The sequence below is a fragment of the Nocardia sp. NPDC055029 genome, assembly GCF_053608525.1.
The window spans coordinates 397,915-422,063 of record NZ_JBSGVQ010000001.1 but is presented as its reverse complement, the minus strand read 5'-3'; the positions used below and the strand labels follow the sequence as shown (position 1 = coordinate 422,063).

Genomic DNA, 24,149 nt, shown 5'->3' with positions numbered 1-24,149 from the left:
TGCTCATGTCAAGAGCCGTCGCCCGTCGCCGCGCCGTCGCCGCGAGGGCTCGCTACGCTCTGATGCGATGAAGATCCGCGAACTCGGCGTGCGCGCCGCCTGTACCCTCGGCGCCGCCGCGATCGCCGCGGTCATGGCAGGCGCTCCCACCGCCTCCGCCGTACCGACGACCGACGCACCGCCGAGCAGCGGCTCGAGCACGACGACCACACCCCCGTTCACCACCCCGAACACCGACGGCTGCCCGCAGAAGACCCAGCCGCCGCCCCCGGTCGACACCTCCGAGGTACCGGCGCCGGGCGAGCCGACGCCGAGCGCGCTGCCGGTGCCATCGCCCGCCATCGGCGGTGACCGGATGAGCGAGTGCGGTGTCGTCCTGCCCAAGGGGGCGCTCCCGCTGCCCGCCGACATCTCGGCGACCTCGTGGATGGTGTCGGACCTCGACACCGGCCGGGTACTCGCCGCCAAGGACCCGCACGGCCGCTACCGGCCCGCCAGCACCATCAAGGTCGCGCTCGCCATCGTCGCGCTGCGCACCCTCGACCTGAACACGGTCGTCATCGGCACGCAGGCCGACGCCGACGTCGACGGCACCAGGGTCGGCATCGGGCCCGGCGGCCGCTACACCAACCGCCAGCTCATGCAGGCGCTGATCATGTGCTCGGGCAACGACGCCGCCCATGCCATCGCCACCCAGCTCGGCGGCGACAAGGCCGCCGTGGCGAAGATGAACGACGTGGCGAAGTCGTTGCGCGCGTTGGACACTCGCGCGGCGACCCCGTCCGGGCTTGACGGCCCCGGCATGAGCACCTCGGCCTACGACCTGTCGGTGCTGTTCCGCGAGGCGATGAACATCCCGCTGTTCGCCGAGCTCATCCACACCGAGCAGGTCGACTTCCCCGGCTACCCGGCCAACCCGGCGATCCCCGACGACTCCGACCACCCCGGCTTCCCGATCGCCAACGACAACCAGCTGCTCTACAACTACGAGGGCGCGATCGGCGGCAAGACCGGTTTCACCGACGACGCCCGCCAGACCTTCGTCGCCGCCGCCGAACGCGACGGGCACCGGCTGGTCGTCACCCTGCTCAAGGCCGACGTGCGCCCGATCCGGCCGTGGGAGCAGGCCGCCCGCCTGCTCGACTACGGCTTCGCGCTCGACGCCGACGACCGCATCGGCAAGCTGCCCGAAGCGGGCAGCGAGGCAGTGCAACCCAGCGTGCCGCTGGCCTCACCCCCACCGCGGGCCGACGGCTCACAGGCCGAGCCCGACCGGCAGCCGCATGAGGCCGCCCGCGTGGTCACCCTGATCGGCGCGCCGCTGTTCGTCATGGTGGTGCTGCTCTGGATCCGGCGGGCCTCCCGGCGCAGGCGCTGAGTCAGCGGCGCCTGCCGAACAGCACCAGCGCCAGCGCCGCGATCGCGCCCGCACCGAAGTAGGCAGCGCCCGCACCGGTCGACATGCCCTGTTCCACCACGCGCGGCCGGATGACCACCGCGTTCGGCGGCGCGATGTCGGCGCTGCGCTCGTTGTCGCGCGAGGTCGCCGCCCATGCGGTGGCGAACAGCAGGATCCGGTAGGTGATGTAGCTGAACACCATCAGGCCGATGATCGAGCCGAACGTCGCGCCCGCCGGGCTGCGCAACACTATCTGCAGGTAGAACGCGGCGATGACCTTGAACACCTCGAACGCGATCGCCGCCAGCGCCGCCGCCCGCGCGGCACTGCGCAGCGAGACCGGCTCGCGCGGCAATCGCGCGATCATCCAGGCGAACACCGCCCACGAGGCGAGCAGGCCGAGCGCGATCGACACCACCGACAGCACCAGCGTCGCCCCCGGCAGATGATCCGCCCCGATCGCCGCGAGCAGTTGCGCGCCGAGATCACTCTGCGCGAGCGCGGACAGCCCGAGCGAGACGATGAACGCCAGACCGAGGCCGACGAGCGCGCCCAGGTCGGACAGTTTGCTTCGCCACCAAGGACTTTCGGGGTGCTGCACCTCCCACTGCTCGGTGAGCGCCGCCCGCAGGTTCGCCATCCAGCCGAGCCCGGTGTAGAGACCGACGACCAGACCAAGCAGACCGACGGTGCCGCGCGATTGGATCGCCTGATCGATCAAGTCGTTGATCTGGGTGCCGAAGGCCCCGGGGATCTTCTCCTTGACACTGTCCTGGAGCTCGGTCAGCAGGTCGGGCTGACCGGCCAGGATGAACCCCGCCACCGAGAAGGCCACCATCAGCAGCGGAAACAGTGACAGCACAGTGAAATAGGTGATGCCCGCGGCGTAGTAGTCACCGCGTTGACGCTGAAATCGACCGCCTGCCCTGACCAGATGATCCAGCCAGGGCCTGCGCCCGATCTGCTTCTCGACCGCGGCCGAGATCTTGTCGACGACCTGCATGGCACGCGCCCCTTCAGCCGAAAACCTCAGGCGCGCACCGGGTCAGCGAGCCAGGAAGCCCACCCGGTCGTACACCTGAGCCAGTGTGTTGCCTGCGATCTCACGCGCCCGCTCGGCCCCCGCGGCGAGAATCCGATCCAGTTCGGCCTGATCGGACAGGTACTCCTGCACCTTCTTCTGGACGGGGGTGACGAATTCGACCAGCGCGTCGGCCACGTCGGCCTTGAGATCACCGTAACCCTTGCCCGCGAAATTCTCCTCCAGCGTGACGATCGGAGTTTCGGTGAGCGAGCTCAGGATGACGAGCAGGTTGCTCACGCCCGCCTTGTGCTCGGGGTCGTAGCGGATCTCGCGCTCGGTGTCGGTGACCGCCGACTTGACCTTCTTCGCGGTGACCTTCGGATCGTCGAGCAGGTTGATGAGGCCTGCGTCGGTGGAGGCCGACTTGCTCATCTTCGCGGTCGGATCCTGCAGGTCGAAGATCTTCGCGGTGCCCTTGACGATGTGCGGCTCCGGCACCACGAAGGTCTTCTTGAAGCGGGTGTTGAAGCGCTGGGCCAGGTTTCGGGTCAGCTCCAGATGCTGGCGCTGATCCTCGCCGACCGGCACCTGGTGCGGGCGGTAGAGCAGGATGTCGGCGGCCATCAGTACCGGGTAGGTGAACAGGCCGACGGTCGCGTTCTCCGCGCCCTGCTTGACCGACTTGTCCTTGAACTGGGTCATCCGGCTCGCCTCACCGAAACCGGTGATGCAGCTGAGGACCCAGGTCAGCTCGGCGTGCTCGGGCACCTGGCTCTGCACGAACAGGGTGGACTTGGCCGGGTCGACGCCGAGCGCGAGCAGCTGCGCGACGGCGCCCTTGGTGCGGGCCCGCAGCGCCTTGGGGTCCTGGCTGACGGTGATGGCGTGCATATCCGGGATGAAGTACAGCGCGTCGTAGTCGTCCTGCATGGTCACCCAGTACTGCAGCGCACCCAGGTAGTTGCCGAGGTGGAAGGAGTCGCTGGTGGGCTGGATGCCCGACAGCACCCGCTGCTTGCGTTCGGCCGTCGCGGCCGGGGCAGGACTGGACATGCCCCTGATCTTTCCATGGCCCTCAAGCGGAATTGCGCTGCACCCAGTTGCGCGGATCGACGCCGGGCATGCTCGGCTTGCCCGCCTTGACCATTCGCTGTTCGCGACGGGCGAGCAGCTGGTACGAGGGCGTGCTCGGCCCGGCGAGCGCACCGGCCAGGACCCGGGGCGCCAGCGGTGGGGCGACGTGCGCGGTGCGCAGGCTCCGGCACAGCGTGCTGTAGGCGAGCTGATCGGCGATCCCCCACTCGATGCCGTACATCCGCCGGATCCGGTCCGGGAGACTGCCCTGGACCAGCAGATACAGCGCCGAACCGACCTGCTCGGCCGGCGGGCGCAGCCGGTAGGCCTTGCGGTGACCTGCCAGGTAGGAACCGACCAGGCGGGCCTCGTCGGTGAGGAACAGCTCCGAGGAGTTCAGGTAGCCGTCGAAGTACCGGCGGAAGGCCGGGTAGTCGGCGGGTGCCGCGTCGCGTGGCATGCCGAACAGCTCGCCCCAGCGGACGTAGTCCTGGTAGAGGTCCTCGCGTTCGGTGGCGGTGAGTTCGCGCACCAGCCGGTCGTACATCGCCTCGGCCGAGTCGAAGGTGAAGGCCATGGTCATGAACATCAGGTGCGGATCGTGGGCCGCGTAGGCGGTGCCGGCGGGATGGTGTTCGCCCGCGTCCTCGGGCAGGGCGCCGACGACCTTGTCGTGCTTGCGCCGGGTGAAGGCCAGCGCGCGATCGGCTTCGGCCTTGCTGCCGAGGAAGACCGCCTCGAACAGGGCGCCGGTAACGGCCAGCCGGGTGTAGGGCGTCGCGCGATGCGCGGTGTGCTCGCTGGTGCCGACGAACAGCAGCGGATGGACCGCGCCGATCACCAGGGCCCGCACGCCGTAGGTCAGACCCACCGCCCGCTTGCTCATCACCCGTCGGATCATCGAATCGTCGGCGAAATATCCGGGTTCGCCCTGCCGTGCGGCCATGCTGCGCCTCCTCGTCGAGTGCATCTGGCAATAGAATCCACCAGATTTGTTAATCTGGCAAGAGTCTCTACCAGAAAACCGGCGCCGGAGGGCAGCACGCAGAATGGATGCTGTGACAGCACAACGGACATACGGCGGCGTCTCGGCGCAACAGCGACAGGCCCAGCGCCGTACCGCCCTGCTGGACGCGGCGCTCGACATCGTCGCCGAAGAGGGGCAGGCCAAGCTCACCGTCGCCGGGCTATGCGCCCGCGCCGGTCTCAACGAGCGCTACTACTACGAGAATTTCGAGCATCGCGAAAGCGTGCTGGAGGCCCTGCTCGACCGCATCGCCGAGGAACTGACCGGTGCGATCGTGGCGGCGTTGACCACCGCGCCCCCCGACAGCCGGTCGCAGTCGCACGCCGCGATCGACGCGGGCATCTCGGTGCTCACCGACGATCCGCGCAAGGCACAGGCCGCGCTGATCGCGGGCATGGCGACCCCGGAGTTGCGGGCGCGCACCGCCCGCACGGTGCGGGCCTTCGCCCGGCTCGTCGCCGCGGAAGGCACCGGTTTCTACGGGGTCGAGGTCCCGCAGAACCTGGTCGACTTCCGCGCGATCTACCTCATCGGCGGCTTGACCCAGACCCTGACCACCTGGCTGGCCGGCGACCTCGACCTCTCCCGCGCGGAACTGATCGACCAGGTCACCGAGGTATTCGTGCTCCTCGGTGACGATCTGGCAGGCCGCTACCGCTGACGGACAGCCGACCCGCGTGACCTAGACCGGCACGCACCCGTCGAGAATGACAACGCAGTCTGCGGCGGAACCGGTCGACAGCGCGTGCAGCAGGTTGCCGAGCACATCGCTGGAGCCCGAGGACGGATCGGCGATCCGCGCAACGCCGGCCTGGCCGAAGCTTTCCGGCGCCGAATCGGCTTCGGCCGTCGCCATTCCGGTGCTCGCCGCCATGATCGCGGTCAAGATGCTCGCGCTCACCAGTACTTGCTTCATCGATGTCTCTCCTCACGGGCAGCCTCGGGGCGACTGCTCCCGCGACGACGGTAACCAGACCGATCGGTCACCGGCAGCCACCAATTCAGGTGGCAGTGGAAGCTCTGGATCACTCCGTGAGAGCGACGGCGCCGAAGGTTTCCGGGTCGCCCTGCAGGACGACCCGGAAGGCGACGTCGCGGCGGGACCAGTAGGCGGCGCAGTCGCGCATGGCGCTGCCGAACCAGTCGCGCTCGGCGGGCTCCTCGGCGAGCAGGTCGGCCGAATTGCGCACCACCGCGACGTAACCGGGCGCGTCGCCGACGAAATCGTCCAGGTCACGCAGGCATTCGTCGAAGGCGTCCTTGTTCGCGCCGAAGTAGTACGGGAACTGGAAGGCCGCGGCGAATTCGTCGAAGAGTGCGGCGGTGGTGCGCATCTTGGGGCCGCGGAGTTCGCGGACGCGATAGTCGGCGGGCGAGTCGTAGCGGACGCCGCTGAACGCGGCAGCGTCGACGGCCAGCGCGCCGAACACGGGCTGCGGCGCGGCCGGGGCCTCAGTGGTGGGACGAGCAAGAAACTGCGACAACGTCATTCGCATCAGCGCATCCTCGTGAAGGTCTCGTAGTGATCACCGGTGTACCAGGCCGTACCGTCGCTGCCGGTGACGATGCGTTCGGCATCGCGACCCCGGTTGCGCTGCTTGGGATTGACGTCCCACTCCTGGTAGGTCACCGGCTTGCCCGCCGAATCCTTCGGCGGCAGTTTGGTTCCCCGGTTCATCCACTGCTCACCGCCCTTGGTCCCCGGCGCGTTCGCCGAATCCGGCCAGCGGCCCCCATCGATCTCGAGGAGGGTCGTGTAGGCGCGATCGGGCACGCCCGCCGCCCCGTTGCCCGGCGCCGCGCTGGCATTCCCGATGGGCGGGCCCGGTTTCGGCGCGGCCTTGGTGGTGGTGATCCCGGCGACCGCGCGAGTGGTGGTCGCCACCGTGGTGGTGCCGTCGCCGCCGCGTCCGGTGAGCAGGGTGAAACCCACCGCGAGGACGATGAGCACGAGGCCGCCGAGCAGCCCGAGGGTTTTGCGCGAGAGATTCACCGGTACCGCACCGTCACGGGAGCGTGGTCAGTCATGACAGACGAATCTACGTCACCAGCGCGCCCGCTCGAGCACGGACGCAAGTCATGGCCGCCCGTGGATGGACGGAAGCAGGGCCGCTGTGGACCTGGCCGTCTCCGCTACCGAGTAGTGGCACGGTTCCCTCCGGTGCGTTGTTTGGCTGCACACCCGACGCTCAGGGCCCGCCACCGTGCGCCGGGGTGCTGTCAACGATTCTGCTCCGTATAAGGCGAAACCGCCTACGCTAGACATATGCGCCTGAAATACGCTGGAACCATGAACACGACAGGCGATGTGATCCGGCGTCGCCGGAAGCAGCTGGACATGTCCCAAGCGGCTCTCGGGCGGCTTGTTGGGGTAGATCAGAAAACGATCAGTAGATACGAGTCCGGCGAGCTGACGCCGGACCTCATCACCGGCACCAAGCTTGCCGATGTCCTCGGTGTCTCCGTCAACGAACTAGCTGGACGTGTATCCCGCACGCTCGACCTGTCCGGCGATTGGTGGGCCGCTTGGCAGACCTGGGGAGACACCGGCGAGCGGATAGACGTACACGAACTAGGGATGATGCAAGACGGTTCGTTCCTCGAGCTGGACGGAGCCCGTGCCCGTCCGGTAGACGAAGGTTCGTACACCTGGCGTGGCGAGCTTCGGTTGTGGGACAACGAATCCCTGATGGGTTGGTACGTCGCGACCGAGGGCGCGGTGAGGTCCAAAGGATCGTTGTACTTCGCGCTGCACCCGCAAGGGCTCGCGCTGGCCGGTTCGTGGGTGGGCCAATCCGCTGCCGGGCTCGTGATTCGTGGATGGGGCGCGATCGTTCGGCACCAGCGGCTCGCGGAACCGTTGATAGACCTACTCAGGGCTACTGATGGAAACTTGACCGCATGGCCGAAGAGTCTCTAGTCACCGTCACGATTACCGCTGAAACCGCAGAGTGGCTAGCCGAGTTCACCCGACGTCTGGTGGCAGACCGGCTGGCCGCGTGCGGGAACATCGTCCCGGCGGTGCGGTCGATCTACTCGTGGAACGGCGAGGTCCAGGACGACGCCGAAGCCCTGGTGTTGATCCACACCCGTGCATCACTGGTCGACGCGATCATCCGCCGAGCCGACGACGAACACCCGTACGACACTCCCCAGGTGTTGGCTGTGCCACTTACCGGCGCACACCCGGGGTATGCAGCTTGGGTGGTTGAACAGACCATTGGTTGATCTGAGCAACCCGGAGCCGGGCAAGCTGCGTGCTCACCGGTACTGCACCGTCACGGGAGCGTGGTCGGACCACCGCTGGTCGTAGGCGTCGGCGCGTTCGACGACGGCCTGCTTGGCGCGGGAACGCAGGTCGCCGAGGGCGAGCTGGTAGTCGATGCGCCATCCGGAGTCGTTGTCGAAGGCGCGGCCGCGGTAGGACCACCAGCTGTAGGGGCCCGCGACATCGGGATGCAGGGCGCGCACCACGTCGACGTAGCCCGCGGCCAGCAGGTCGGCGATCCAGGCGCGTTCCTCGGGCAGGAAGCCCGCCGACTTCTGGTTGCCCTTCCAGTTCTTGAGGTCGACCTCGGCGGGTGCGATATTCCAGTCCCCGCTCACCACGAACTCCCCGGTGCGGGTCTTCAGGTAGGCGCCCAGCTCGGCCATGAACCGGTACTTCTCGTCCTGCTTCGGGGTGTTCTCCTCGCCCGAGTGCACGTACACGCTCGCCACGGTGACGTCATCGAAGTCGGCCTCGATATACCGCCCCGAGTCGGCGAACTCGCTGCTACCGAACCCGATCCGTACCGCGTCGGGCGCGCGCCGCGACAGAATCCCGACACCGGCCCGCCCCTTGGACTCCGGTTCCGCGTGCGAGAGCACCCACCCCGCGTCGAGTGCGGGCGCCAGCGCGGTAGCGACCTGCGCGTCGGTCGCCCTGGTCTCCTGCAGGCACACGATGTCGGCTTCGGTCGCGTCCAGCCACGACAACATGCCCTTGGTCGCGGCGGCGCGCACGCCGTTGACGTTCACAGTCGAGAGGATTATCGGCACCGAACGACCGTACAATGGCTAGTCAGGAATGCTCCCCCCGGACACTGTCGTCCAGGAAGGGGTGAATGACGATGACGTCACGCACCGCCAAGTCCACTGTCCCCGCCGCGCCTGTCAAGGCCTTGCATCTCGGGTCCGGTGATCCGGTCCTGCTGTTGCACGGGTTCATGTTGTCGCCGCACTGTTGGGAGCAGGTCGCGCGGCGAATGTCGTCGAATTGCGAGGTTTATGCCCCTGCCTTCGCCGGGCACTGGGGTGGACCCAAGGTCGAGGGCTGGTTTCTGGACGTCTACGCGCTGGCCGATCAGATGGAGGACCAGCTCGACGCGCTGGGCTGGCGCACCTGCCATATCGCCGGAAATTCGCTAGGCGGCTGGGTGGGCCTCGAGCTGGCGAGACGCGGCCGGGCCCGCACCCTGACCACCGTGGCCGCGGCGGGCGGCTGGGCCTCACCCTCGATCAGCCAGGTCAGGGTCGGCTTGAAGTTCGCCTCGATGATCCCGTTCGTCGAGATCGGCAAGCTGCTCGGCGGGGTGGCGATCAACAATCCGCTCATCCAGTACGTGGCCGCGTTACTGCTGGCCAAGAACACCGGCGCCGTCTCGCGCCGCGACTTGGCGACCACCATCACGGCGGTGTTGCACTGCGACGCGATGATCCCGCTGATCCTCGGCAGCCTCCGCGCCCCGGGGATGGACGACCTCGGCGAGCTCACCACCCCCGTGCGCATGCTGCTCGCCGAGTACGACCGGATCATCCCCAACCGCGTCTACGCCACCCGCTACCTGCGCGAACTCCCCGACTCCGCCGACCGCATCCTGGTGCACGGCGTGGGCCACGTGCCGATGCTGGAGGCACCCGACCGGATCGCGACGCTCATCGCCGAGCACATCTACGCCAGCCGCGGGCACCTGCGCGCGATCTGAACCCGCGAGAACCCGGCCGCGCGAACAGCATTCGCAGCCGGGCCCTGTCGCGCCTACTTGCCGAGCAGACCCTTGGCGATGTGGGTCACCTGGATCTCGTTGCTGCCCGCGTAGATCATCAGCGACTTCGCGTCGCGGGCGAGCTGCTCCACCCGGTACTCGCTCATGTAGCCGTTGCCGCCGAACAGCTGCACCGCCTCCATCGCCACCTCGGTGGCCGCCTCGGAGCAGTAGAGCTTCATCGCCGACGCTTCGGCCAGGCTCGGCGGCTTGCCCGCCTTACCCCGCTCGAGCACGTTGAACACCATGTTCTGCACATTGATCCTGGCGATCTCCATCTTCGCCAGCTTGAGCTGGATCAACTGGAAGCGCCCGATCTCCTGACCCCACAGCGTGCGGTTGCGGGCGTAGTCGACGCAGAGCCGGTGACATTCCTCGATGATCCCCAGCGCCATGAACCCCACGCCGACCCGCTCGGCGGTGAAACTGGCTCTGGCGCTTTCCCGTCCGTCACCGCCACGGTGTTCCTCGGTCTCGCCGAGCAGCCGGTCGCGGCCGAGCCGGACATTGTCGAAGAACAGTTCGCCGGTCGGCGAGGAATGCAGGCCCATCTTCTTGAACGGCTTGCCCTGGGTGAGGCCCTCCATGCCCTTGTCCAGCACGAAGGTGAGCACCTTGCGGTGGCGCTTGTCGGCGCCGTCGCCCTCGTCGAGCTTGGCGTAGACGATCATCACGTCGGCGCACGGGCCGTTGGTGATGAAGGTCTTCTGCCCGTTGAGGATGTAGTCGTCGCCGTCGCGTTCGACGCGCGTCTTCATGCCGCCGAACGCGTCCGAGCCCGAGTCGGGTTCGGTGATCGCCCAGGACGCCACCTTGCGCAGGGTGACGATGTCGGCGAGCCAGCGCTGCTTCTGTGCCAGGGTGCCCCGCGACATGATGGTGGTGGCGCCGAGCCCGATGCTGACACCGAGCGCGGACACCAATCCCATACAGACACCGGACAGTTCGCTGATCAGCACCGCCATCATCGACTGCTGCCCGGCGAACGGCGATCCACCGCCGCCACCGGACTTCTCCCGCGGGCCCGCCGCTTCCTTGGCGAGCATCTTGGCGACGGCGTCCTCACCCATCGCATCGATCCCGAACTGGCTGAACAGCTTCCGCAGGATCGGGTACGGCAGCATCTCACCGCTGTCGAGGGCGTCCAGATGCGGGCGTACCTCCTTGTCGATGAAGGTCCGCACGGCGTCGCGGATCATCAGATCGGTTTCGGACCATTCGATCATCGTCGTCTCCCGCTCAGGGCAGCCGCACGGCGATGTCGTCGATCGCCCACGGCCCTTCGGTCTCGATGGTCTTCACGTCGTGCCAGCCGGCCAGCTCCGAGATGGCGCCGCCCTGCACCGCGAACACCTTGCCGGTAATGGGGCACTTGTCGGAGGCCAGGTAGGCGACCAGCGGCGAGATATTGGCCGGGCTGAAGGCGTCGAAGCCGCCGGATTCCTCGGCCGCGGCGGCCTCGGCGGCGAACATCTCACCCATGCCGGGGGTGGCCAGGGTGAGCCGGGTGCGGGCGATCGGCGCGATCGCGTTGACCCGCACGCCGTAGCGGCCCAGTTCCTCGGCCGCTACCTGGGTCAGCGCGGCGATCCCCGCCTTGGCCGCGCCGTAGTTGGCCTGGCCCGCGTTGGGCAGGGTGACACCCGAGGCCGACGCGGTATTGACGACGGCCGCGTTGGGCTGATTGCCCGCCTTGCTCTGCGCCTTCCAGTAGGCGGCCGCGTGATGCAGCACGGCCGCGTGCCCCTTGAGGTGCACGGCGATCACCGCGTCCCATTGGGCTTCGTCCATCGCGGCGACGAAGACATCGCGCAGGATGCCCGCGTTGTTGACCACGATGTCGAGCCCGCCGAACTCCGACACCGCCTGGGCGATCAGGTTCCGCGCGCCGTCCCAGGTCGCGATGTTGTCGGTATTGGCGACCGCGTCGCCGCCCGCGGCCCGGATCTCGTCGGCGACCTGCTGCGCCGGACCGACGTCGGCGCCGACGCCGGCGTTGCTGCCGCCGAGGTCGTTGACGACGATCTTCGCGCCTTCCCGCGCGAACAACAGCGCGTGCTCGCGGCCGATGCCGCGGCCGGCGCCGGTGATCACGGCGACCTTGCCTGCCAGGGAACTCATGGGTGACTCCTGTATGTGAGGGGGTTCAGTCCGCGATCACGGCGAGGCCGTCGCTGAGCACGACATCCTCGCCGCGCACCGTCTCGAACGCGTAGGTGGTGACGCCGTCGGCGCTGGTGACGGGCCAGATCCGGGTCTGCAGGTCGTCACCGGGGAACACGAGCTTGGCGAAGCGCACCGCGAAGCGCCGCAGCCGATGCACATCCGAACCGGCGGTCGCGGTGAGCACGCCCCAGGAGGCCATGGCCATCGTGCACAGGCCGTGCGCGATGATGCCGGGCAGTCCGGCGTCCTTGGCGACCTGCTCGTCGAGGTGCAGCGGCACCGGATCGCCCGAGGCGGGCGAGTACCGGAAGGTCTGGTCGTCGTCGACGTGGTGGTCGACGACCGCCGACGGCGCACTCGCCCGCAGACTGTCGTCGAACCGGTGCGACGGCGCCTGCTCCCCCACCGACTTGGCAGCGTCGATGTTGCGGAAGAAGGCGGTGAGGTACTGCTCATTCACCAGTTCGCCCGCGGCGTCGCGGCATTCGACCAGGATGGTGATGGTCGTTCCGGTGGACTTGCTGGTGTAGCCGACCGCCTTGGCCCGCGAGACCAGTTCCTCGCCGGGCCGGATCGGCCGGTGGAAGTGGAAGTCCTGCTCGCCGTGCACGACGCGGCCGAAGATGTCCATCGGCGCCACGTCGATGACGGGCATCATCATGGCTTCGAACACCGGCACGATGGCGAATACCGGCGGCGCGACCTCGCCGGTGCGGTGCGCCTCGATCGGATCATTGGTCGCCGCGGCGTATTCGGCGATCCGGTCCGCGGTCACCGCGAATCGCTCCGCGTCGCTCCATTTTTCCAGGCCCGCGTCGTCGAACTCGACGACGCGTCCCGATGCCTGCGCTGTCATCCCCGCCGCCCTACGCCGAGGCCAGCGCGTCGAGCTGGTCGAGGGACTTGTCGAGCTGGGTGCGGCCGTCCTTCTCCACGGCCTTGCCCAGCGCGCCCTTGATCAGCGCGCCCTCGAAGTCGCCGGACACCAGGATGACGCTGCCGGAGCCCTCGGGCTTGATGTCGAAGGTGAATTCGGTACGCACACCGGCCATTCCGGCCCCGGTGAGAGTCAGCCGGTTCGGCACCTCGACGGCCTTGACCGTCCATTCCATCTTGTTCGCCATGCCGAGCATGACGATCTTGGCGACCAGCCCGGCGCCCTCGACCAGCACGGCGGGCGGCTCCTCCATGAACTTCTCGTGGATGGTGAACCACTTGTCCCAGGTCTGCGGGTCCGAGACGACGGCCCAGAGCGCTTCGGGAGTGGCGGTGACGGTCTTGGTGGCTTCGATATGTCCCATTGCGGTACTCCTCGTGCGGGTCAGCGCACCGCGCGCTGGTAGGCGGTGACCACGGCGGCGCCGCCGAGGCCGATGTTGTGCTGCAGGGCAGCGGTGACGTCGTCGACCTGGCGTTTACCCGCGGTGCCGCGCAGCTGCCAGGTGAGCTCGGAGCACTGGGCCAGGCCGGTCGCGCCGAGCGGATGCCCCTTGGAGATCAGCCCGCCCGACGGGTTGACCACCCACTTGCCGCCGTAGGTGGTCTGGCCATCGTCGATCAGCTTTCCCGCCTCGCCCTCGCCGCAGAGGCCGAGCGCCTCGTAGAGCAGCAGTTCGTTGGCGGAGAAGCAGTCGTGCAGCTCGATCACCTGGAAGTCCTCGGCGCCGAGCCCGGCCTGCTCGTAGACCTTCCGCGCCGCGATGACATTCATGTCGTAGCCGATGAGGTTCTTGGCGGTGCCGTCGAAGGTCGAGGCGAAGTCGGTGGTCATCGCCTGCCCGACGATCTCGACCGCCTGGGCCGACAGGTCGTGCCGGTCGACGAACGCCTCGCTCGCCAGGATCGCCGCGCCCGAGCCGTCGGAGGTCGGCGAGCACTGCAGTTTGGTGAGCGGGTCGTAGATCATCCGCGAGCCGAGGATGTCGTCGAGCGAATACTCGTCCTGGAACTGTGAATACGGGTTGTTCACCGAGTGCTTGTGGTTCTTGTAGCCGATCTTGGCGAAGTGCTCGGCGGTGGTGCCGTAGCGCTTCATGTGCTCGCGCCCTGCCGCGCCGAACATCCACGGCGCCACCGGGAACAGCACCTCGGAGATCTCCGCGAGCGCCATCACGTGCTTGCTCATGGGCTGCTCACGGTCGTCCCAGGTGGAACCGAGCGAGCCCGGCTGCATCTTCTCGAAGCCCAGCGCCAGCGTGCACTCGGCCAGCCCGCCCCGGATCGCCTGTGCCGCGAGGTAGAGCGCGGTGGAACCCGTGGAGCAGTTGTTGTTGACATTGACCACCGGGATCCCGGTCATACCCAGCTCGTAGACCGCGCGCTGTCCCGAGGTCGACTCGCCGTAGACGTAGCCGACGTAGGCCTGTTCCACCTCGGCGTAGTCGATGCCCGCGTCGGCCAGCGCCTTGGTCCCCGCCTCGCGGGCCATGTCCGGATAATCCCAGGCCCGGGTGGTCCCGTCGGCCTCCTCGACCTGCTTGCGGCCCGGCTTCTCGAACTTCGTCATCCCGACGCCGACCACGTAGACCTTGTTCACCATTGAACTCCCATCCTCACGCTTGGCCATAAACATACAGCCCTGCATGTATCTTCACAATGGGATTTCGTGACTCAGGTCACCGTCGAGCCGCGCGACAGTCGTGGCGGCGCCGGGTTTGCCGTCAGAGAAGCTTGCGGACCAGCGGCAGCGGGAGGGTGCGCAAGGCGAAGCCGATCGGGATCCAGGGCCAGTCCGGGACGTAGGCCTTGGCGCGGCGCTTCTCGATGGCGGCGACCATGGACCGGACGCCGGTTTCGGTATCGACCATGAGCTTCGGCGCGTGTTCGATCCGGTCGTTCATCTCCGAGCGGATGTAGCCGGGGTAGATCACCGAGACGTCGACGCCGGGAACAGCTTCCGCGCGCAGGCCCTCGGCCAGTGCGGCGACTCCGGCCTTGGTGGCGGCGTAGGTGGTCAGCGTTTTGGGCATGCCGCGCAGGCCGGAGATCGAGGAGATCATCACCAGATGGCCTGTGCCCTGGGCGCGGAAGATCTTCATCGCGGCCTCGGTCTGGGCCAGTGCGGCGAGGAAGTTCACGACCGCGGTCTCCCGGTTGGCGGCGTGCTTGCCGGTGCCGAGTGGCGCGCCCTTTCCCAGGCCCGCGTTCACCACCACGCGGTCGATGACGCCGAATTCGGCCGCGAACTCGTCGAAGACGGTGAACACGGCAGCGTCGTCGGTGACGTCGAGCTGTCGCACCGAGACGACACGATCGGGATGCTCGGTGAGGATCTCCGCGCGCAGTTCCTCGAGCCGTTCGGTGCGGCGGGCACACAATCCGAGGTCATAGCCGATGGCGGCGAACTGGCGGGCCATCTCCGCGCCGAGGCCGGAGCTGGCGCCGGTGATCACGATGGTGCCCCGGCTCATGACACCACCGCCGGCGCTGGTGCCTGCGAGGGCTCGATGTGCGATTCCATGGGCTCACGCTAGTCATCCGGCGCCCGTCGGCGGAACCGATCGCTGCCGACGCGCAGCGGACCGCGGCGCTTGGGGCGCCCACCGGCCCAACCCGGAGCCGACACCACCCATCGTGTGCCCCGGATCTGCCGCCGCTATCGACCCGCGGCGCTCGCGATCAGCGAGAACCTGCGGCGATCACGGCAGCCGCCGCGGCACGCAGGTCCACCATGGCGCGACGCCAACGGCGGTGCGCCCGTTCGGGGTCGGGGACGACGAAATTGGCGACGAGGATGCCGCGCAGCGCGTCCATCGCGGTGTAGGCGAAGTCGCGGGCGCCCTTGCGGCGCAGATCGTCCGGGATCAGCTCGGCGACCGCTTGCAGCACCGCGGTGTTGACCAGCGGTTCGACCTCCTCCATGGCGGCGGCCAGCACCGGATCGGTCCGGCCGGCCACCCACAGCTCCACCGTCGCGATGAACAGCGGCCCCTGATGCAGGTCCCACAGGAACTCGAGCGCGGCGCCGACCGGATCGTCACCGACCCTGACCTGCGTCATCTCGCTCATAGCGGCCGCCACCCGCCGCTCGGCCAGATGCTTGATCGCGGCGACAACCAGATCGTGTTTGGAGCCGAAGTGGTGCACCTGCGCGCCGCGGGTGACGCCGGCGAGTTCGGCGACCCGCGGCGTCGTCGTGCCCGCGTATCCGTATTCGACCAGGCAGTCGATGGTCGCGTCGAGCAGGCGCGTGCGCATCTCGCTGCTGCGCTGCTCCTGCGTCCGCCGCGGCGGTTTGTCGGCTGCGGTGCTGGTCATCGGCCGATCCTACCTCTTACATACAGACCTGAAGGTAAGCGGTAGGTCGTGGCCGCGCCCGCCGGAAACCGTGGCTTCCGCGCCCGAGACCGGGTCAGCCCGTCACCGAACGGCGACCAAGCGCGCGGTGTTCGCGGAGATGTCGTCGCTCGCCTCGTTGGCGGCGAGTTCGGCGTGCACCCGGTCGTAGTAGCGGTTGATCTCGGCGTTGGTGGTCTCGTCGTCCCAGCCGAGCAGCGGCGCGATCAGGCGGGCGATCTCCGGCGCCGCGGCGAGGCCGCGATCGGGAACCTCGATGGAGATGCGGGTGCGGCGGGTGAGCAGGTCGTCGAGGTGCAGCGCGCCCTCGTGGGTGACCGCGTAGACGGCCTCGGCGGCGAGGTAGTCCGGCGCACCCGGAATCGGCTGGCGCAGTGCGGGATCGGCGCCGACGAGAGCGAAGATGTCGGTGGCCAGCGCGCCGTAGCGGCCGAGCAGGTGCTCGACGACATCGACGGGCAGACCCACCGTGGCGGCCAGTTCGGCGGCCTCGGCCAGCATTTCGCGGTAGCCCTCCGCGCCGACGATCGGCAGCTGCGCGGTGGCCGAGGCGGGGATGTCGCCACCGAGGCGGGCGGTGACGGCGTCGACCACGTCGGCGGCCATCACCCGGTAGGTGGTGTACTTGCCGCCCGCGATGACGTACAGGCCGGGCGCGGGCTCGGCGACGGCGTGCTCGCGCGAGAGCTTGGCGGTCTCCTTGGTCGCACCCGTCATCAGCGGGCGCAGTCCGGCGTAGGTGCCGACGATGTCGGCCCTGGTCAGCGGCTCCCGCAGCACCGCGTTGACGTGGTCGAGGATGTACTGCACGTCGGCGGCGGTGGCCGTGGGATGGTTCTTGTCCAGCGACCACGCGGTGTCGGTGGTGCCGATGATCCAGTGCTCGGCCCACGGGATCACGAACAGCACCGACTTCTCCGTGCGCATGATCAGGCCGGTGTGCAGGTCGAGCCGGTCGCGCGGCACCAGGATGTGCACGCCCTTCGACATCTGGACGTGGAACGGGAAGTCGACGCCGGTCATCTTGATCATGTCGTCGGTCCACACACCGGTCGCGCTGATCACGCTGCGTGCCCGGATCGTGTGGGCGGCACCGGTTTCCAGGTCGAGCACGTGCGCGCCGACGACCTGCTCACCGTCACGGACGAGCCCGGTGACCTTGGTGCGGGTCAGCACGGTCGCGCCGTGGTCGGCGGCGGTCCTGGCGATCATCATGGTGTGGCGGGCGTCGTCGACCTGGGCGTCGTAGTAGCGGATGGCGCCGGTCATCGCGTCGGAGCGCAGCGCGGGCGCGAGTTCCAGTGCGCCGGTGCGGGTCAGGTGCTTGTGCATGGGCACGGTGCGCGCGCCGCCGAGGGTGTCGTAGAGGGCGATGCCCGCGCCGATGTAGGCGCGCTCCCACACGCGGTGCTGCAACGGGAACAGGAACGGCACCGGATGCACCAGGTGCGGGGCGAGCGTATTCAGCAGCAGCCCACGCTCTTTCAGCGCTTCCCGAACCAGCGCGAAGTCCATCTGCTCCAGGTAGCGCAGGCCGCCGTGGATGAGCTTGGACGAGCGGCTCGAGGTACCGGCGGCGAAGTCACGGGCCTCGACGAGGGTCACCGACAGGCCGCGCGAGGCGGCATCGAGCGCGGCACCGGCGCCGGTGACACCGCCGCCGATCACCAGCACGTCGATCTCGCTGTCGCCGAGCGCCGCGATCGCCTTGGCGCGGTAGGTGGGGTCCAGGGAAACGGACACGACTTGCTCCTTGTTGTGGTTCATCAGTCGATTTCGGCCCAGTCGAGGGTGCGTTCGACGGCCTTGAGCCAGCGGCGGTAGCCGCGTTCGCGCTGCTCGTCGGACCAGGTGGGGAACCAGCGGACGTCTTCGTGCCAGTTCGCGAGCAGTTCGTCGGTGGAGTTCCAGACCCCGACCGCCAGGCCTGCCGCGTAGGCGGCGCCGAGCGCGGTGGTCTCGGCGACGACCGGCCGCGAGACCGGGACGCCGAGCAGGTCGGCCTGGATCTGCATGGCCAGTTTGTTCATGGTCACGCCGCCGTCGACGCGCAGGGTCGCCAGCTGCACGCCGGAGTCGCGCTGCATGGCTTCGACCACATCGCGGGTCTGATAGGCGATGGATTCCAGTGTCGCCCTGGCCAAGTGGGCATTGTTGCTGTAGCGCGAGAGGCCGACGACAGCCCCGCGCGCGTCGGGTCGCCAGTACGGCGCGAACAGCCCGGAGAAGGCGGGCACGAAGTACACGCCGCCGGAGTCGTCGACCTGTTCGGCCAGGTCCTCGATCTGCGCTGCGCCGGCGATGATGCCGAGCTGGTCGCGCAGCCACTGCACGGCCGAGCCGGTGACCGCGATCGAGCCCTCCAGCGCGTAGACGGGCTTGTCGTCGCCGAACTGGTAAGCGACGGTGGTGATCAGGCCGTGCGTGGAGCGCACGATGTCGGCGCCGGTGTTGAGCATCAGGAAATTGCCGGTGCCGTAGGTGTTCTTGGCCTCGCCCGGCTGGAAGCAGACCTGCCCGACGCCGGCGGCCTGCTGGTCACCGAGGACGCCCGCGATCGGCACCGCGCCCTTGAACGGGCCGTCGGGATTGGTGGTGCCGAAACCGGCCGGGTTCGACGACGGCGCGATGGCGGGCAGCATGGCGCGCGGGATGTCGAAGATACGCAGGAGTTCGTCGTCCCAGCGCAGGGTCTCCAGGTCCATCAGCATGGTGCGCGAGGCGTTGGTGGGGTCGGTGACGTGCACGCCGCCCCGGATGCCGCCGGTGAGATTCCAGATCAGCCAGGTGTCGAGGGTGCCGAACAGGGCGTCACCGCGTTCGGCGTCGGCGCGCACACCCTCGACATTGTCGAGGATCCAGCGCAGCTTGCCGCCCGAGAAGTAGGGCGCGGGCGGGAGTCCGGTCTTGTCGCGGATGCGCTCGCTGTGCCCGGCCGCCTCGAGTGCGGCGATGATGCGATCGGTGCGGGTGTCCTGCCAGACGATCGCGTTGTAGTACGGGCGGCCGGTGCGGCGGTTCCACACGATGGTGGTCTCGCGCTGATTGGTGACGCCGATCGCGGCCAGGTCGGCGGCGGTCAGATCGGCCGTCGCGAGCGCGGTCTTGACGACGGTGCGCGTGCGTTCCCAGATCTCGTCCGGATTGTGTTCGACCCAGCCCGCGCGCGGCATGATCTGCTCGTGTTCGAGCTGATGCCGGGCGACGACGGCGCCGTTCCGGTCGAAAACCATGAAACGCGTCGAGGTCGTGCCCTGGTCGATCGCGCCCACATACCGATTCATCGTGGTCCTTTCGAGAACTCACCATCGAGTCCGGAACCCACGCTAGGAACGGCGTGACCCGGCCGCCACGGCTGCCGTTCGACAATGCTGAACGGTTGGCTGATAGGTTCGGGCGGTGCCGGGTCCGATCCAGTCGATCGAGCGAGCCGCGGCCGTGCTGCGGCTGCTCGCGCGCGGGTCGGGGCCGATGGCTGTCGGCGAGGTCGCGGCCGCGCTCGACCTGGCCAAACCCACCGCGCACGGCATCCTGCGGACCTTGCTCGGGGTGGGCTTCGTCGACCAGGATCCGGCGACGGGCCGGTATCTGCTCGGGCCCGCGCTGGGCGAGCTCGGCAGCGACCATCTCGATGTCAACGAGCTGCGTTCGCGGGCGATCCACCGGGCCGACGCGCTGGCAGCGCGGACCGGTGAATCGGTGCGGATGGCGGTGGCGCGGCCTGCCGGAGTGACGGTGGTGCATCACGTCTTCCGGCCCGACAACACCGAGCAGGTACTCGCCGTCGGTGAGGTGCTGCCCGCGCACGCGACCGCGCTGGGCAAGGTGTTGCTCGCCTACGACGCGGCGACGGAACCCGGTGCGCTGCAATCCTTCACGCGTCGCACTATCGTCGACCCGACAGCGCTGGACCGCGCGATCGCCGAGGTCAGGCGGACCGGCTGGGCGAGCGAGGTCGAGGAGTATCGGACCGGCGAGGCGGGTGTCGCCGCGCCGATCCGGGCCAGAGGAGGACTGGTGGTGGCTGCCATCGGCATCTCGGGACCGACCGATCGACTGTGCGACAACCGGTTACAGATCCGGCCCGCCGCCGTCGATCAGGTGCGCGCCGCCGCTGCGGCCGTGCACCGCGATCTCGGCGCGGCACGATGATCCGCGCCACCGTGCCGAACCGGGCCTTGCCGGTCAGTGCTGCCGCGGACAGGCAAGGGCCAGCTGGCGATCCATCGGGATCTCGGCGCGGCGCGACCAACGGGAGACTCCGGTGACGCAACGGTATGTGCTCGCCCTGGATCAGGGCACCACCTCGACCCGCTGCATCGTGTTCGACCGGCACGCGCGGCTGGTGGGGCTGGCTCAGCGCGCGCACCGCCAGCGGTATCCGAGGTCGGGGTGGGTCGAGCAGGACGCGCTCGAGATCTGGCGGACCGTCGAGCGGATCGTGCCCGCCGCGCTGCACGATGCCGGAATCACGGTCGCGCAGGTGGCGGCGATCGGGATCGCCAATCAGCGTGAGACCACCGTGGTGTGGGATCGCGAGACCGGAGTGCCGGTGCGGCCCGCCATCGTCTGGCAGGACATCCGTACCGAGGAGCTCGTCGAGCGATTGCGGAAAGCGCCCGGCGCGCATCGGATCACGGAGCTGAGTGGGCTGCCGCTGGCCACCTACTTCGCCGCACCGCGGATGCGCTGGCTGCTCGACCATGTCGACGGGTTGCGGGCGCGCGCCGAACGCGGCGAGGTGCTGTTCGGGACCATGGAGTCCTGGCTGATCTGGAATCTCACCGGCATCCATGTCACCGATGTCACCAACGCGGGCCGCACCCTGCTGATGAATCTGGCCACCCGGCAGTGGGACGAGGAACTGTTGCGGTTCTTCGATATTCCGCGCGCGATGCTGCCCCGCATCGAACCGTCGACCGGTGACTTCGGGACCGCGCGCACGGTCGCGCCCGGCGTCCGGATCGGCGCTGCCCTCGGCGACCAGCACGCGGCACTGTTCGGCCAGACCTGTTTCGCGCCCGGCGAGACCGAATGCACCTACGGCACCGGTGGATTCCTGATGATGAACACCGGCGCCGACCTGATCCGATCCGAACACGGGCTGCTCACCACCATCGGCTACCAGGTCGGACCCGACCCGGTCTACGCGCTGGAAGGCCCGATCGCGGTCACCGGGTCGCTGGTGCAGTGGCTGCGCGACATCGTCGGACTGATCGCCACCGCGCCCGAAATCGAGACCCTCGCCAACACGGTCGACGACAACGGCGGCTGCTACCTGGTCCCCGCGTTCTCCGGGCTCTACGCGCCGCACTGGCGCAGTGACGCGCGCGGGCTGCTGATCGGGCTGACCTCGTACGTCACCAAGGGCCACCTGGCCCGCGCGGTGCTGGAGGCCACCGCCTGGCAGACCCGCGATGTCGTCGAGGCCATGAACGCCGATGCCGGGTTGCGGGCACAGTCGTTGCGGGTCGCGGGCGGGATGGCAGCGAACAATCTGCTCATGCAGATCATCGCCGATGTGCTCGGCGTTCCGGTGATGCGTCCGCTGGTGACCGAGACGGTCTCGCTCGGCGCGGCCTACGCGGCCGGGCTGGCCGTGGGGTACTGGCCGGATCTGCAAGGGCTGCGGCGTAATTGGCGGGTGGCGGCGCAGTGGGTGCCGCAGGCCGATCGGTCCGTCCGCGACGAGGAGTACGAACGGTGGCAGCGGGCGGTGCAGCTCAGCGTCGGCTGGGCGCGGCCCGCGGGCGGTGGGTCGGCCTAGCCCGCAAACTAGACCGGTTGTTCACGAATGAGGGTGCGCCGCGCGCCGGCGCTCAGCCCAGAATCGAGGCGGCGACCCGGCCCGCGTCCCGCAGGCGGGTGGCGGAATTGGGTGCGCGTTCGAGCACCCAGACGCCCTGGAAGAAGACGAGCAGGAAGCGGGCCATCGCGCGCGTATCCGCGTCGGACGGCAGTTCGTCCTGCGCTCGGGCGCGCGACAGTGCGGAGAACAGGGCCGTCTCCGTGCGCGCCCAGCTGGATTCGACCAGCCGGGCGACATCGGCGTCGCGGGCGGCGAGCTCGACCGCGGCGGTCGTGACCAGGCAACCCAGGAACCGGTTCTCCGCACAGGACTCGTTCACGAACTGGTCGATCAGCCCTCTGATCGCGGGCAGCGCCGGGCCGGGACGGGCCAATTCCGCGGTGACCCGCGCGTCGACGATCTCCAGGTGGCGTTGCAGCGCCTTCATGAAGAGCTCGTGTTTGCTGCCGAAAGTCGCGTAGATACAGCCCCTGGCGATACCGAGATGCTCGATCAGATCCGCTATCGATGTCGTCTCGTAGCCGCGCTGCCAGAACAGATCCAGCGCACGGTCCAGCGCGACATCGGGGTCGAATTCTTTGGTACGCGCCACTTTCCGAGCATACCCAAGTCTATTTTGATCGATCGGTCAACTATGTAACACTGCGATCCGACATCCATCACCACAGAACTGAACAACTGGTCGGTGGCGGAATCGCGTTGCCCGGACGGGGGATATCTCGATTCCGCCACCACCGGCATCTTTCAGAGGGGAGCGATCTCGGGACATTGCCATGGCGCTTTCCAGTCCGTGGCTGCCTTGTTCTCGGAGAGCCGATCCAGCTTGGTCAGACTGATCCGGGAGGAGTCATCGATCGGGATGACCAATGAATAGCCGTTCTCCACCGTCCACCGGGCGGGGACGAGCACCCATCGGTCGGGACGGACCACGAGGGTTCGAAGACACTCGTAGCGGTGAGTGAAACGCTGACCTGGTTGCGTACCGAGCGGCGTTTCCAGCACCAGGTTCTCTGGCGCGAACAGGGGCTCGGTCGTATCGAGTGTCACGACAGTTTCCCGTTCCCAGAGTTCATCCACAGTTTTCTGCGCCTGCAGTCCTCCATACCAGTTGGCGAAGATGTTCGTCATCCAGAAAGCGGCCAGCACCATCGCCGCGCCGGCGAACATCCAGACTGAACGCTGTGCGGGGGTGGCGGAACGCGGTGTATCTCCCGACCGGAGCGCCGCCAAAGCTTCGGATCCCGCCACGATCAACAGGGCCCCCGCTGCCAGCGCTACCGGGACCAGCACCGTGGACCACAGGACCGAAAATCGGGGCACAACGACACCCAATATCGCCAGTGCGGTCAGAATCGCCCCCGCCACAATTCCCGACCAGCCGCCGCGATACGCAAGACGAGATCCCCCGGCCTTTCGAAGGGCTCGCCTCCCGTACACGTGGATCGCAAACAGGGAACAGGCCACCACCAGCGCAATCACCAGGGCCGGGTACAGCACGGCCACGCTGCGCAGCACATAGTCCGCTGTCGAGAACTGGAAGGACTCGGTGTCGACACCGAAGTAGCCGAAGTATGCGCGGGCGGAGACGAAACCGAAGTAGTAGCACAATCCGGTGATCACGGTCGTGGGTGCGACGACGCCTGCGACCACACCAATCCACTTGTCCACGGCGATAGTCGGTGTCGGCGAAGGCGGTGTGCTCATTGTGCAGAGCCCGTCGTTTCGGGATCGGGGTCCGGGGCTTCCAGTAGCGGAGCCGTCGCCGGTGGAGTCGGTTCGGTTGGGAGAATCGTCGGGTAAGGCGGGGGCGTAGGACCACTGGGTAGTGAGTCGTCCGAAGTGGGCTGGGGCCCTGGAGACCGCGTCCGACCGCGATAGGTTGGGGGCGCCGACCAGGTCGTTTCCTCGGAGGGTGTGGCCGCATCCTCAGTCGTTGCCGGTACGGACCACGTCGCAGGCTCCGATGTCGTGGCCCCACCTCCGACGGATGACACCGGTGCGGGCTTCGTCGTAGTGGACGATGGCGATGTTCCTGGCGATCGATCACACCCAGAAGCAAGTGCTGTTGTCAGCACCAGAGCCAGTGACAGCACACCCATGAGAAGATACGCACCCGGCGAGACCTCGGCGCGGCCGTGTTTTGTCGATCGCATCGGTCCTCCCGCTGACGATCTTCGGCGGAGCTTCCGGGACGACACCGGTGGGCCGAACCGGATAGGTGAAAGTGTTCTCCGCTGCGGCACACGTCGCACGCGTACCCGACTACTCGATAGCCGGCCGTCGACTACTAGTGCGTTCGGCGGTGTAGGGGATCACTATGGACAAAG

General features: G+C 68.2%; 25 protein-coding genes. 7 read left to right on the top strand and 18 right to left on the bottom strand.

All coding sequences use genetic code 11. The annotated features are described in order from the left end of the window. Nucleotides 1-67 precede the first annotated feature (67 nt). Complete coding sequence (locus ACWF9G_RS01645) at nt 68-1,378, top strand: D-alanyl-D-alanine carboxypeptidase family protein (RefSeq protein WP_452512876.1); 1,311 nt, start codon at nt 68-70, stop codon at nt 1,376-1,378. Nucleotide 1,379: 1 nt separating this feature from the next. On the opposite strand, the gene yhjD is transcribed toward ACWF9G_RS01645, so the two are convergent. Genes yhjD through ACWF9G_RS01630 form a run of 3 tightly spaced genes read right to left on the bottom strand, consistent with a single transcriptional unit; the run spans nt 1,380 to nt 4,443 of the window. Beyond that, nucleotides 1,380-2,402: an inner membrane protein YhjD gene (gene yhjD, locus ACWF9G_RS01640; protein ID WP_379303425.1), complete on the bottom strand. Its 1,023-nt coding sequence runs from the start codon at nt 2,400-2,402 to the stop codon at nt 1,380-1,382. Nucleotides 2,403-2,444: 42 nt separating this feature from the next. Next, nucleotides 2,445-3,476, bottom strand: coding sequence for a tryptophan--tRNA ligase (gene trpS, locus ACWF9G_RS01635; RefSeq protein WP_379303427.1), 1,032 nt, complete (start codon nt 3,474-3,476; stop codon nt 2,445-2,447). A 22-nt stretch (nt 3,477-3,498) separates the two neighbouring features. Next, nucleotides 3,499-4,443 carry an oxygenase MpaB family protein gene (locus tag ACWF9G_RS01630; RefSeq protein WP_379303429.1) on the bottom strand — a complete coding sequence of 315 codons (945 nt, stop codon included), beginning with the start codon at nt 4,441-4,443 and terminating at the stop codon, nt 3,499-3,501. Between the two features lie 103 nt (nt 4,444-4,546). On the opposite strand from ACWF9G_RS01630, the gene ACWF9G_RS01625 reads away from it, so the two are divergent. Next, a complete protein-coding gene (locus ACWF9G_RS01625; RefSeq protein WP_452512873.1) occupies nt 4,547-5,185 on the top strand; it encodes a TetR/AcrR family transcriptional regulator in 639 nt (212 codons plus the stop codon). A 21-nt stretch (nt 5,186-5,206) separates the two neighbouring features. Here the strand turns inward: ACWF9G_RS01625 and ACWF9G_RS01620 are convergent, their stop codons facing one another. From ACWF9G_RS01620 to ACWF9G_RS01610, 3 genes are all read right to left on the bottom strand, one after another. Beyond that, on the bottom strand, nt 5,207-5,440 hold the full coding sequence (locus tag ACWF9G_RS01620) for a hypothetical protein (RefSeq protein WP_452512871.1): 234 nt from the start codon (nt 5,438-5,440) through the stop codon (nt 5,207-5,209). Between the two features lie 109 nt (nt 5,441-5,549). After that, nucleotides 5,550-6,020 (bottom strand): barstar family protein, encoded by a 471-nt coding sequence (locus tag ACWF9G_RS01615; RefSeq protein WP_452512869.1) that lies wholly within the window; start codon nt 6,018-6,020, stop codon nt 5,550-5,552. Beyond that, nucleotides 6,020-6,517, bottom strand: coding sequence for a ribonuclease domain-containing protein (locus ACWF9G_RS01610; protein ID WP_452512867.1), 498 nt, complete (start codon nt 6,515-6,517; stop codon nt 6,020-6,022). Before ACWF9G_RS01610 ends, ACWF9G_RS01615 begins: the two co-directional genes overlap by 1 nt. Nucleotides 6,518-6,814: 297 nt before the next feature. Between ACWF9G_RS01610 and ACWF9G_RS01605 the strand changes: the two genes are divergently transcribed. Next, on the top strand, nt 6,815-7,444 hold the full coding sequence (locus tag ACWF9G_RS01605; protein WP_452512865.1) for a helix-turn-helix transcriptional regulator: 630 nt from the start codon (nt 6,815-6,817) through the stop codon (nt 7,442-7,444). Continuing rightward, complete coding sequence (cutA, locus tag ACWF9G_RS01600) at nt 7,426-7,752, top strand: divalent-cation tolerance protein CutA (protein ID WP_189030812.1); 327 nt, start codon at nt 7,426-7,428, stop codon at nt 7,750-7,752. The genes ACWF9G_RS01605 and cutA overlap by 19 nt, the downstream gene beginning before the upstream one ends. Nucleotides 7,753-7,785: 33 nt before the next feature. On the opposite strand, the gene ACWF9G_RS01595 is transcribed toward cutA, so the two are convergent. Next, nucleotides 7,786-8,565 carry an exodeoxyribonuclease III gene (locus ACWF9G_RS01595; RefSeq protein WP_452512863.1) on the bottom strand — a complete coding sequence of 260 codons (780 nt, stop codon included), beginning with the start codon at nt 8,563-8,565 and terminating at the stop codon, nt 7,786-7,788. Nucleotides 8,566-8,636: 71 nt separating this feature from the next. On the opposite strand from ACWF9G_RS01595, the gene ACWF9G_RS01590 reads away from it, so the two are divergent. Beyond that, nucleotides 8,637-9,491 carry an alpha/beta fold hydrolase gene (locus ACWF9G_RS01590; protein WP_452512861.1) on the top strand — a complete coding sequence of 285 codons (855 nt, stop codon included), beginning with the start codon at nt 8,637-8,639 and terminating at the stop codon, nt 9,489-9,491. Between the two features lie 53 nt (nt 9,492-9,544). On the opposite strand, the gene ACWF9G_RS01585 is transcribed toward ACWF9G_RS01590, so the two are convergent. The 9 genes from ACWF9G_RS01585 to glpK (ACWF9G_RS01545) form a co-directional block, all read right to left on the bottom strand. Further along, nucleotides 9,545-10,777, bottom strand: a complete 1,233-nt coding sequence (locus ACWF9G_RS01585; RefSeq protein ID WP_452512858.1) for an acyl-CoA dehydrogenase family protein — start codon at nt 10,775-10,777, stop codon at nt 9,545-9,547. Between the two features lie 13 nt (nt 10,778-10,790). Beyond that, nucleotides 10,791-11,672 (bottom strand): SDR family oxidoreductase, encoded by an 882-nt coding sequence (locus tag ACWF9G_RS01580; RefSeq protein WP_452512856.1) that lies wholly within the window; start codon nt 11,670-11,672, stop codon nt 10,791-10,793. 25 nt (nt 11,673-11,697) lie between these two features. After that, nucleotides 11,698-12,573: a MaoC/PaaZ C-terminal domain-containing protein gene (locus ACWF9G_RS01575; RefSeq protein ID WP_452512854.1), complete on the bottom strand. Its 876-nt coding sequence runs from the start codon at nt 12,571-12,573 to the stop codon at nt 11,698-11,700. Between the two features lie 10 nt (nt 12,574-12,583). Then, the gene (locus tag ACWF9G_RS01570; protein WP_378855100.1) at nt 12,584-13,018 is read right to left on the bottom strand and encodes a type II toxin-antitoxin system Rv0910 family toxin; all 435 of its coding nucleotides are present in this window, start codon (nt 13,016-13,018) and stop codon (nt 12,584-12,586) included. Nucleotides 13,019-13,038: 20 nt separating this feature from the next. Then, entirely contained in the window at nt 13,039-14,256 is a 1,218-nt protein-coding gene (locus ACWF9G_RS01565) for a lipid-transfer protein (protein ID WP_452512852.1), read from the bottom strand. Between the two features lie 121 nt (nt 14,257-14,377). After that, on the bottom strand, nt 14,378-15,127 hold the full coding sequence (locus ACWF9G_RS01560; protein ID WP_379303450.1) for an SDR family oxidoreductase: 750 nt from the start codon (nt 15,125-15,127) through the stop codon (nt 14,378-14,380). Between the two features lie 208 nt (nt 15,128-15,335). Next, entirely contained in the window at nt 15,336-15,974 is a 639-nt protein-coding gene (locus tag ACWF9G_RS01555) for a TetR/AcrR family transcriptional regulator (RefSeq protein ID WP_379303451.1), read from the bottom strand. Between the two features lie 102 nt (nt 15,975-16,076). After that, the gene (locus ACWF9G_RS01550) at nt 16,077-17,756 is read right to left on the bottom strand and encodes a glycerol-3-phosphate dehydrogenase/oxidase (RefSeq protein WP_452512849.1); all 1,680 of its coding nucleotides are present in this window, start codon (nt 17,754-17,756) and stop codon (nt 16,077-16,079) included. A 23-nt stretch (nt 17,757-17,779) separates the two neighbouring features. After that, complete coding sequence (gene glpK / locus ACWF9G_RS01545) at nt 17,780-19,297, bottom strand: glycerol kinase GlpK (RefSeq protein WP_379303455.1); 1,518 nt, start codon at nt 19,295-19,297, stop codon at nt 17,780-17,782. A gap of 115 nt (nt 19,298-19,412) precedes the next feature. Here glpK (ACWF9G_RS01545) and ACWF9G_RS01540 point away from each other — a divergent pair, with 115 nt between their 5' ends. Both ACWF9G_RS01540 and glpK (ACWF9G_RS01535) read left to right on the top strand, forming a co-directional pair. Continuing rightward, entirely contained in the window at nt 19,413-20,165 is a 753-nt protein-coding gene (locus tag ACWF9G_RS01540; protein WP_452512846.1) for an IclR family transcriptional regulator, read from the top strand. Between the two features lie 112 nt (nt 20,166-20,277). After that, on the top strand, nt 20,278-21,780 hold the full coding sequence (glpK, locus tag ACWF9G_RS01535) for a glycerol kinase GlpK (protein WP_452512844.1): 1,503 nt from the start codon (nt 20,278-20,280) through the stop codon (nt 21,778-21,780). Between the two features lie 52 nt (nt 21,781-21,832). On the opposite strand, the gene ACWF9G_RS01530 is transcribed toward glpK (ACWF9G_RS01535), so the two are convergent. Both ACWF9G_RS01530 and ACWF9G_RS01525 read right to left on the bottom strand, forming a co-directional pair. Continuing rightward, nucleotides 21,833-22,414 (bottom strand): TetR/AcrR family transcriptional regulator, encoded by a 582-nt coding sequence (locus ACWF9G_RS01530; RefSeq protein WP_452512842.1) that lies wholly within the window; start codon nt 22,412-22,414, stop codon nt 21,833-21,835. Nucleotides 22,415-22,566: 152 nt separating this feature from the next. Then, complete coding sequence (locus tag ACWF9G_RS01525; protein WP_452512840.1) at nt 22,567-23,490, bottom strand: hypothetical protein; 924 nt, start codon at nt 23,488-23,490, stop codon at nt 22,567-22,569. Nucleotides 23,491-24,149 lie beyond the last annotated feature (659 nt).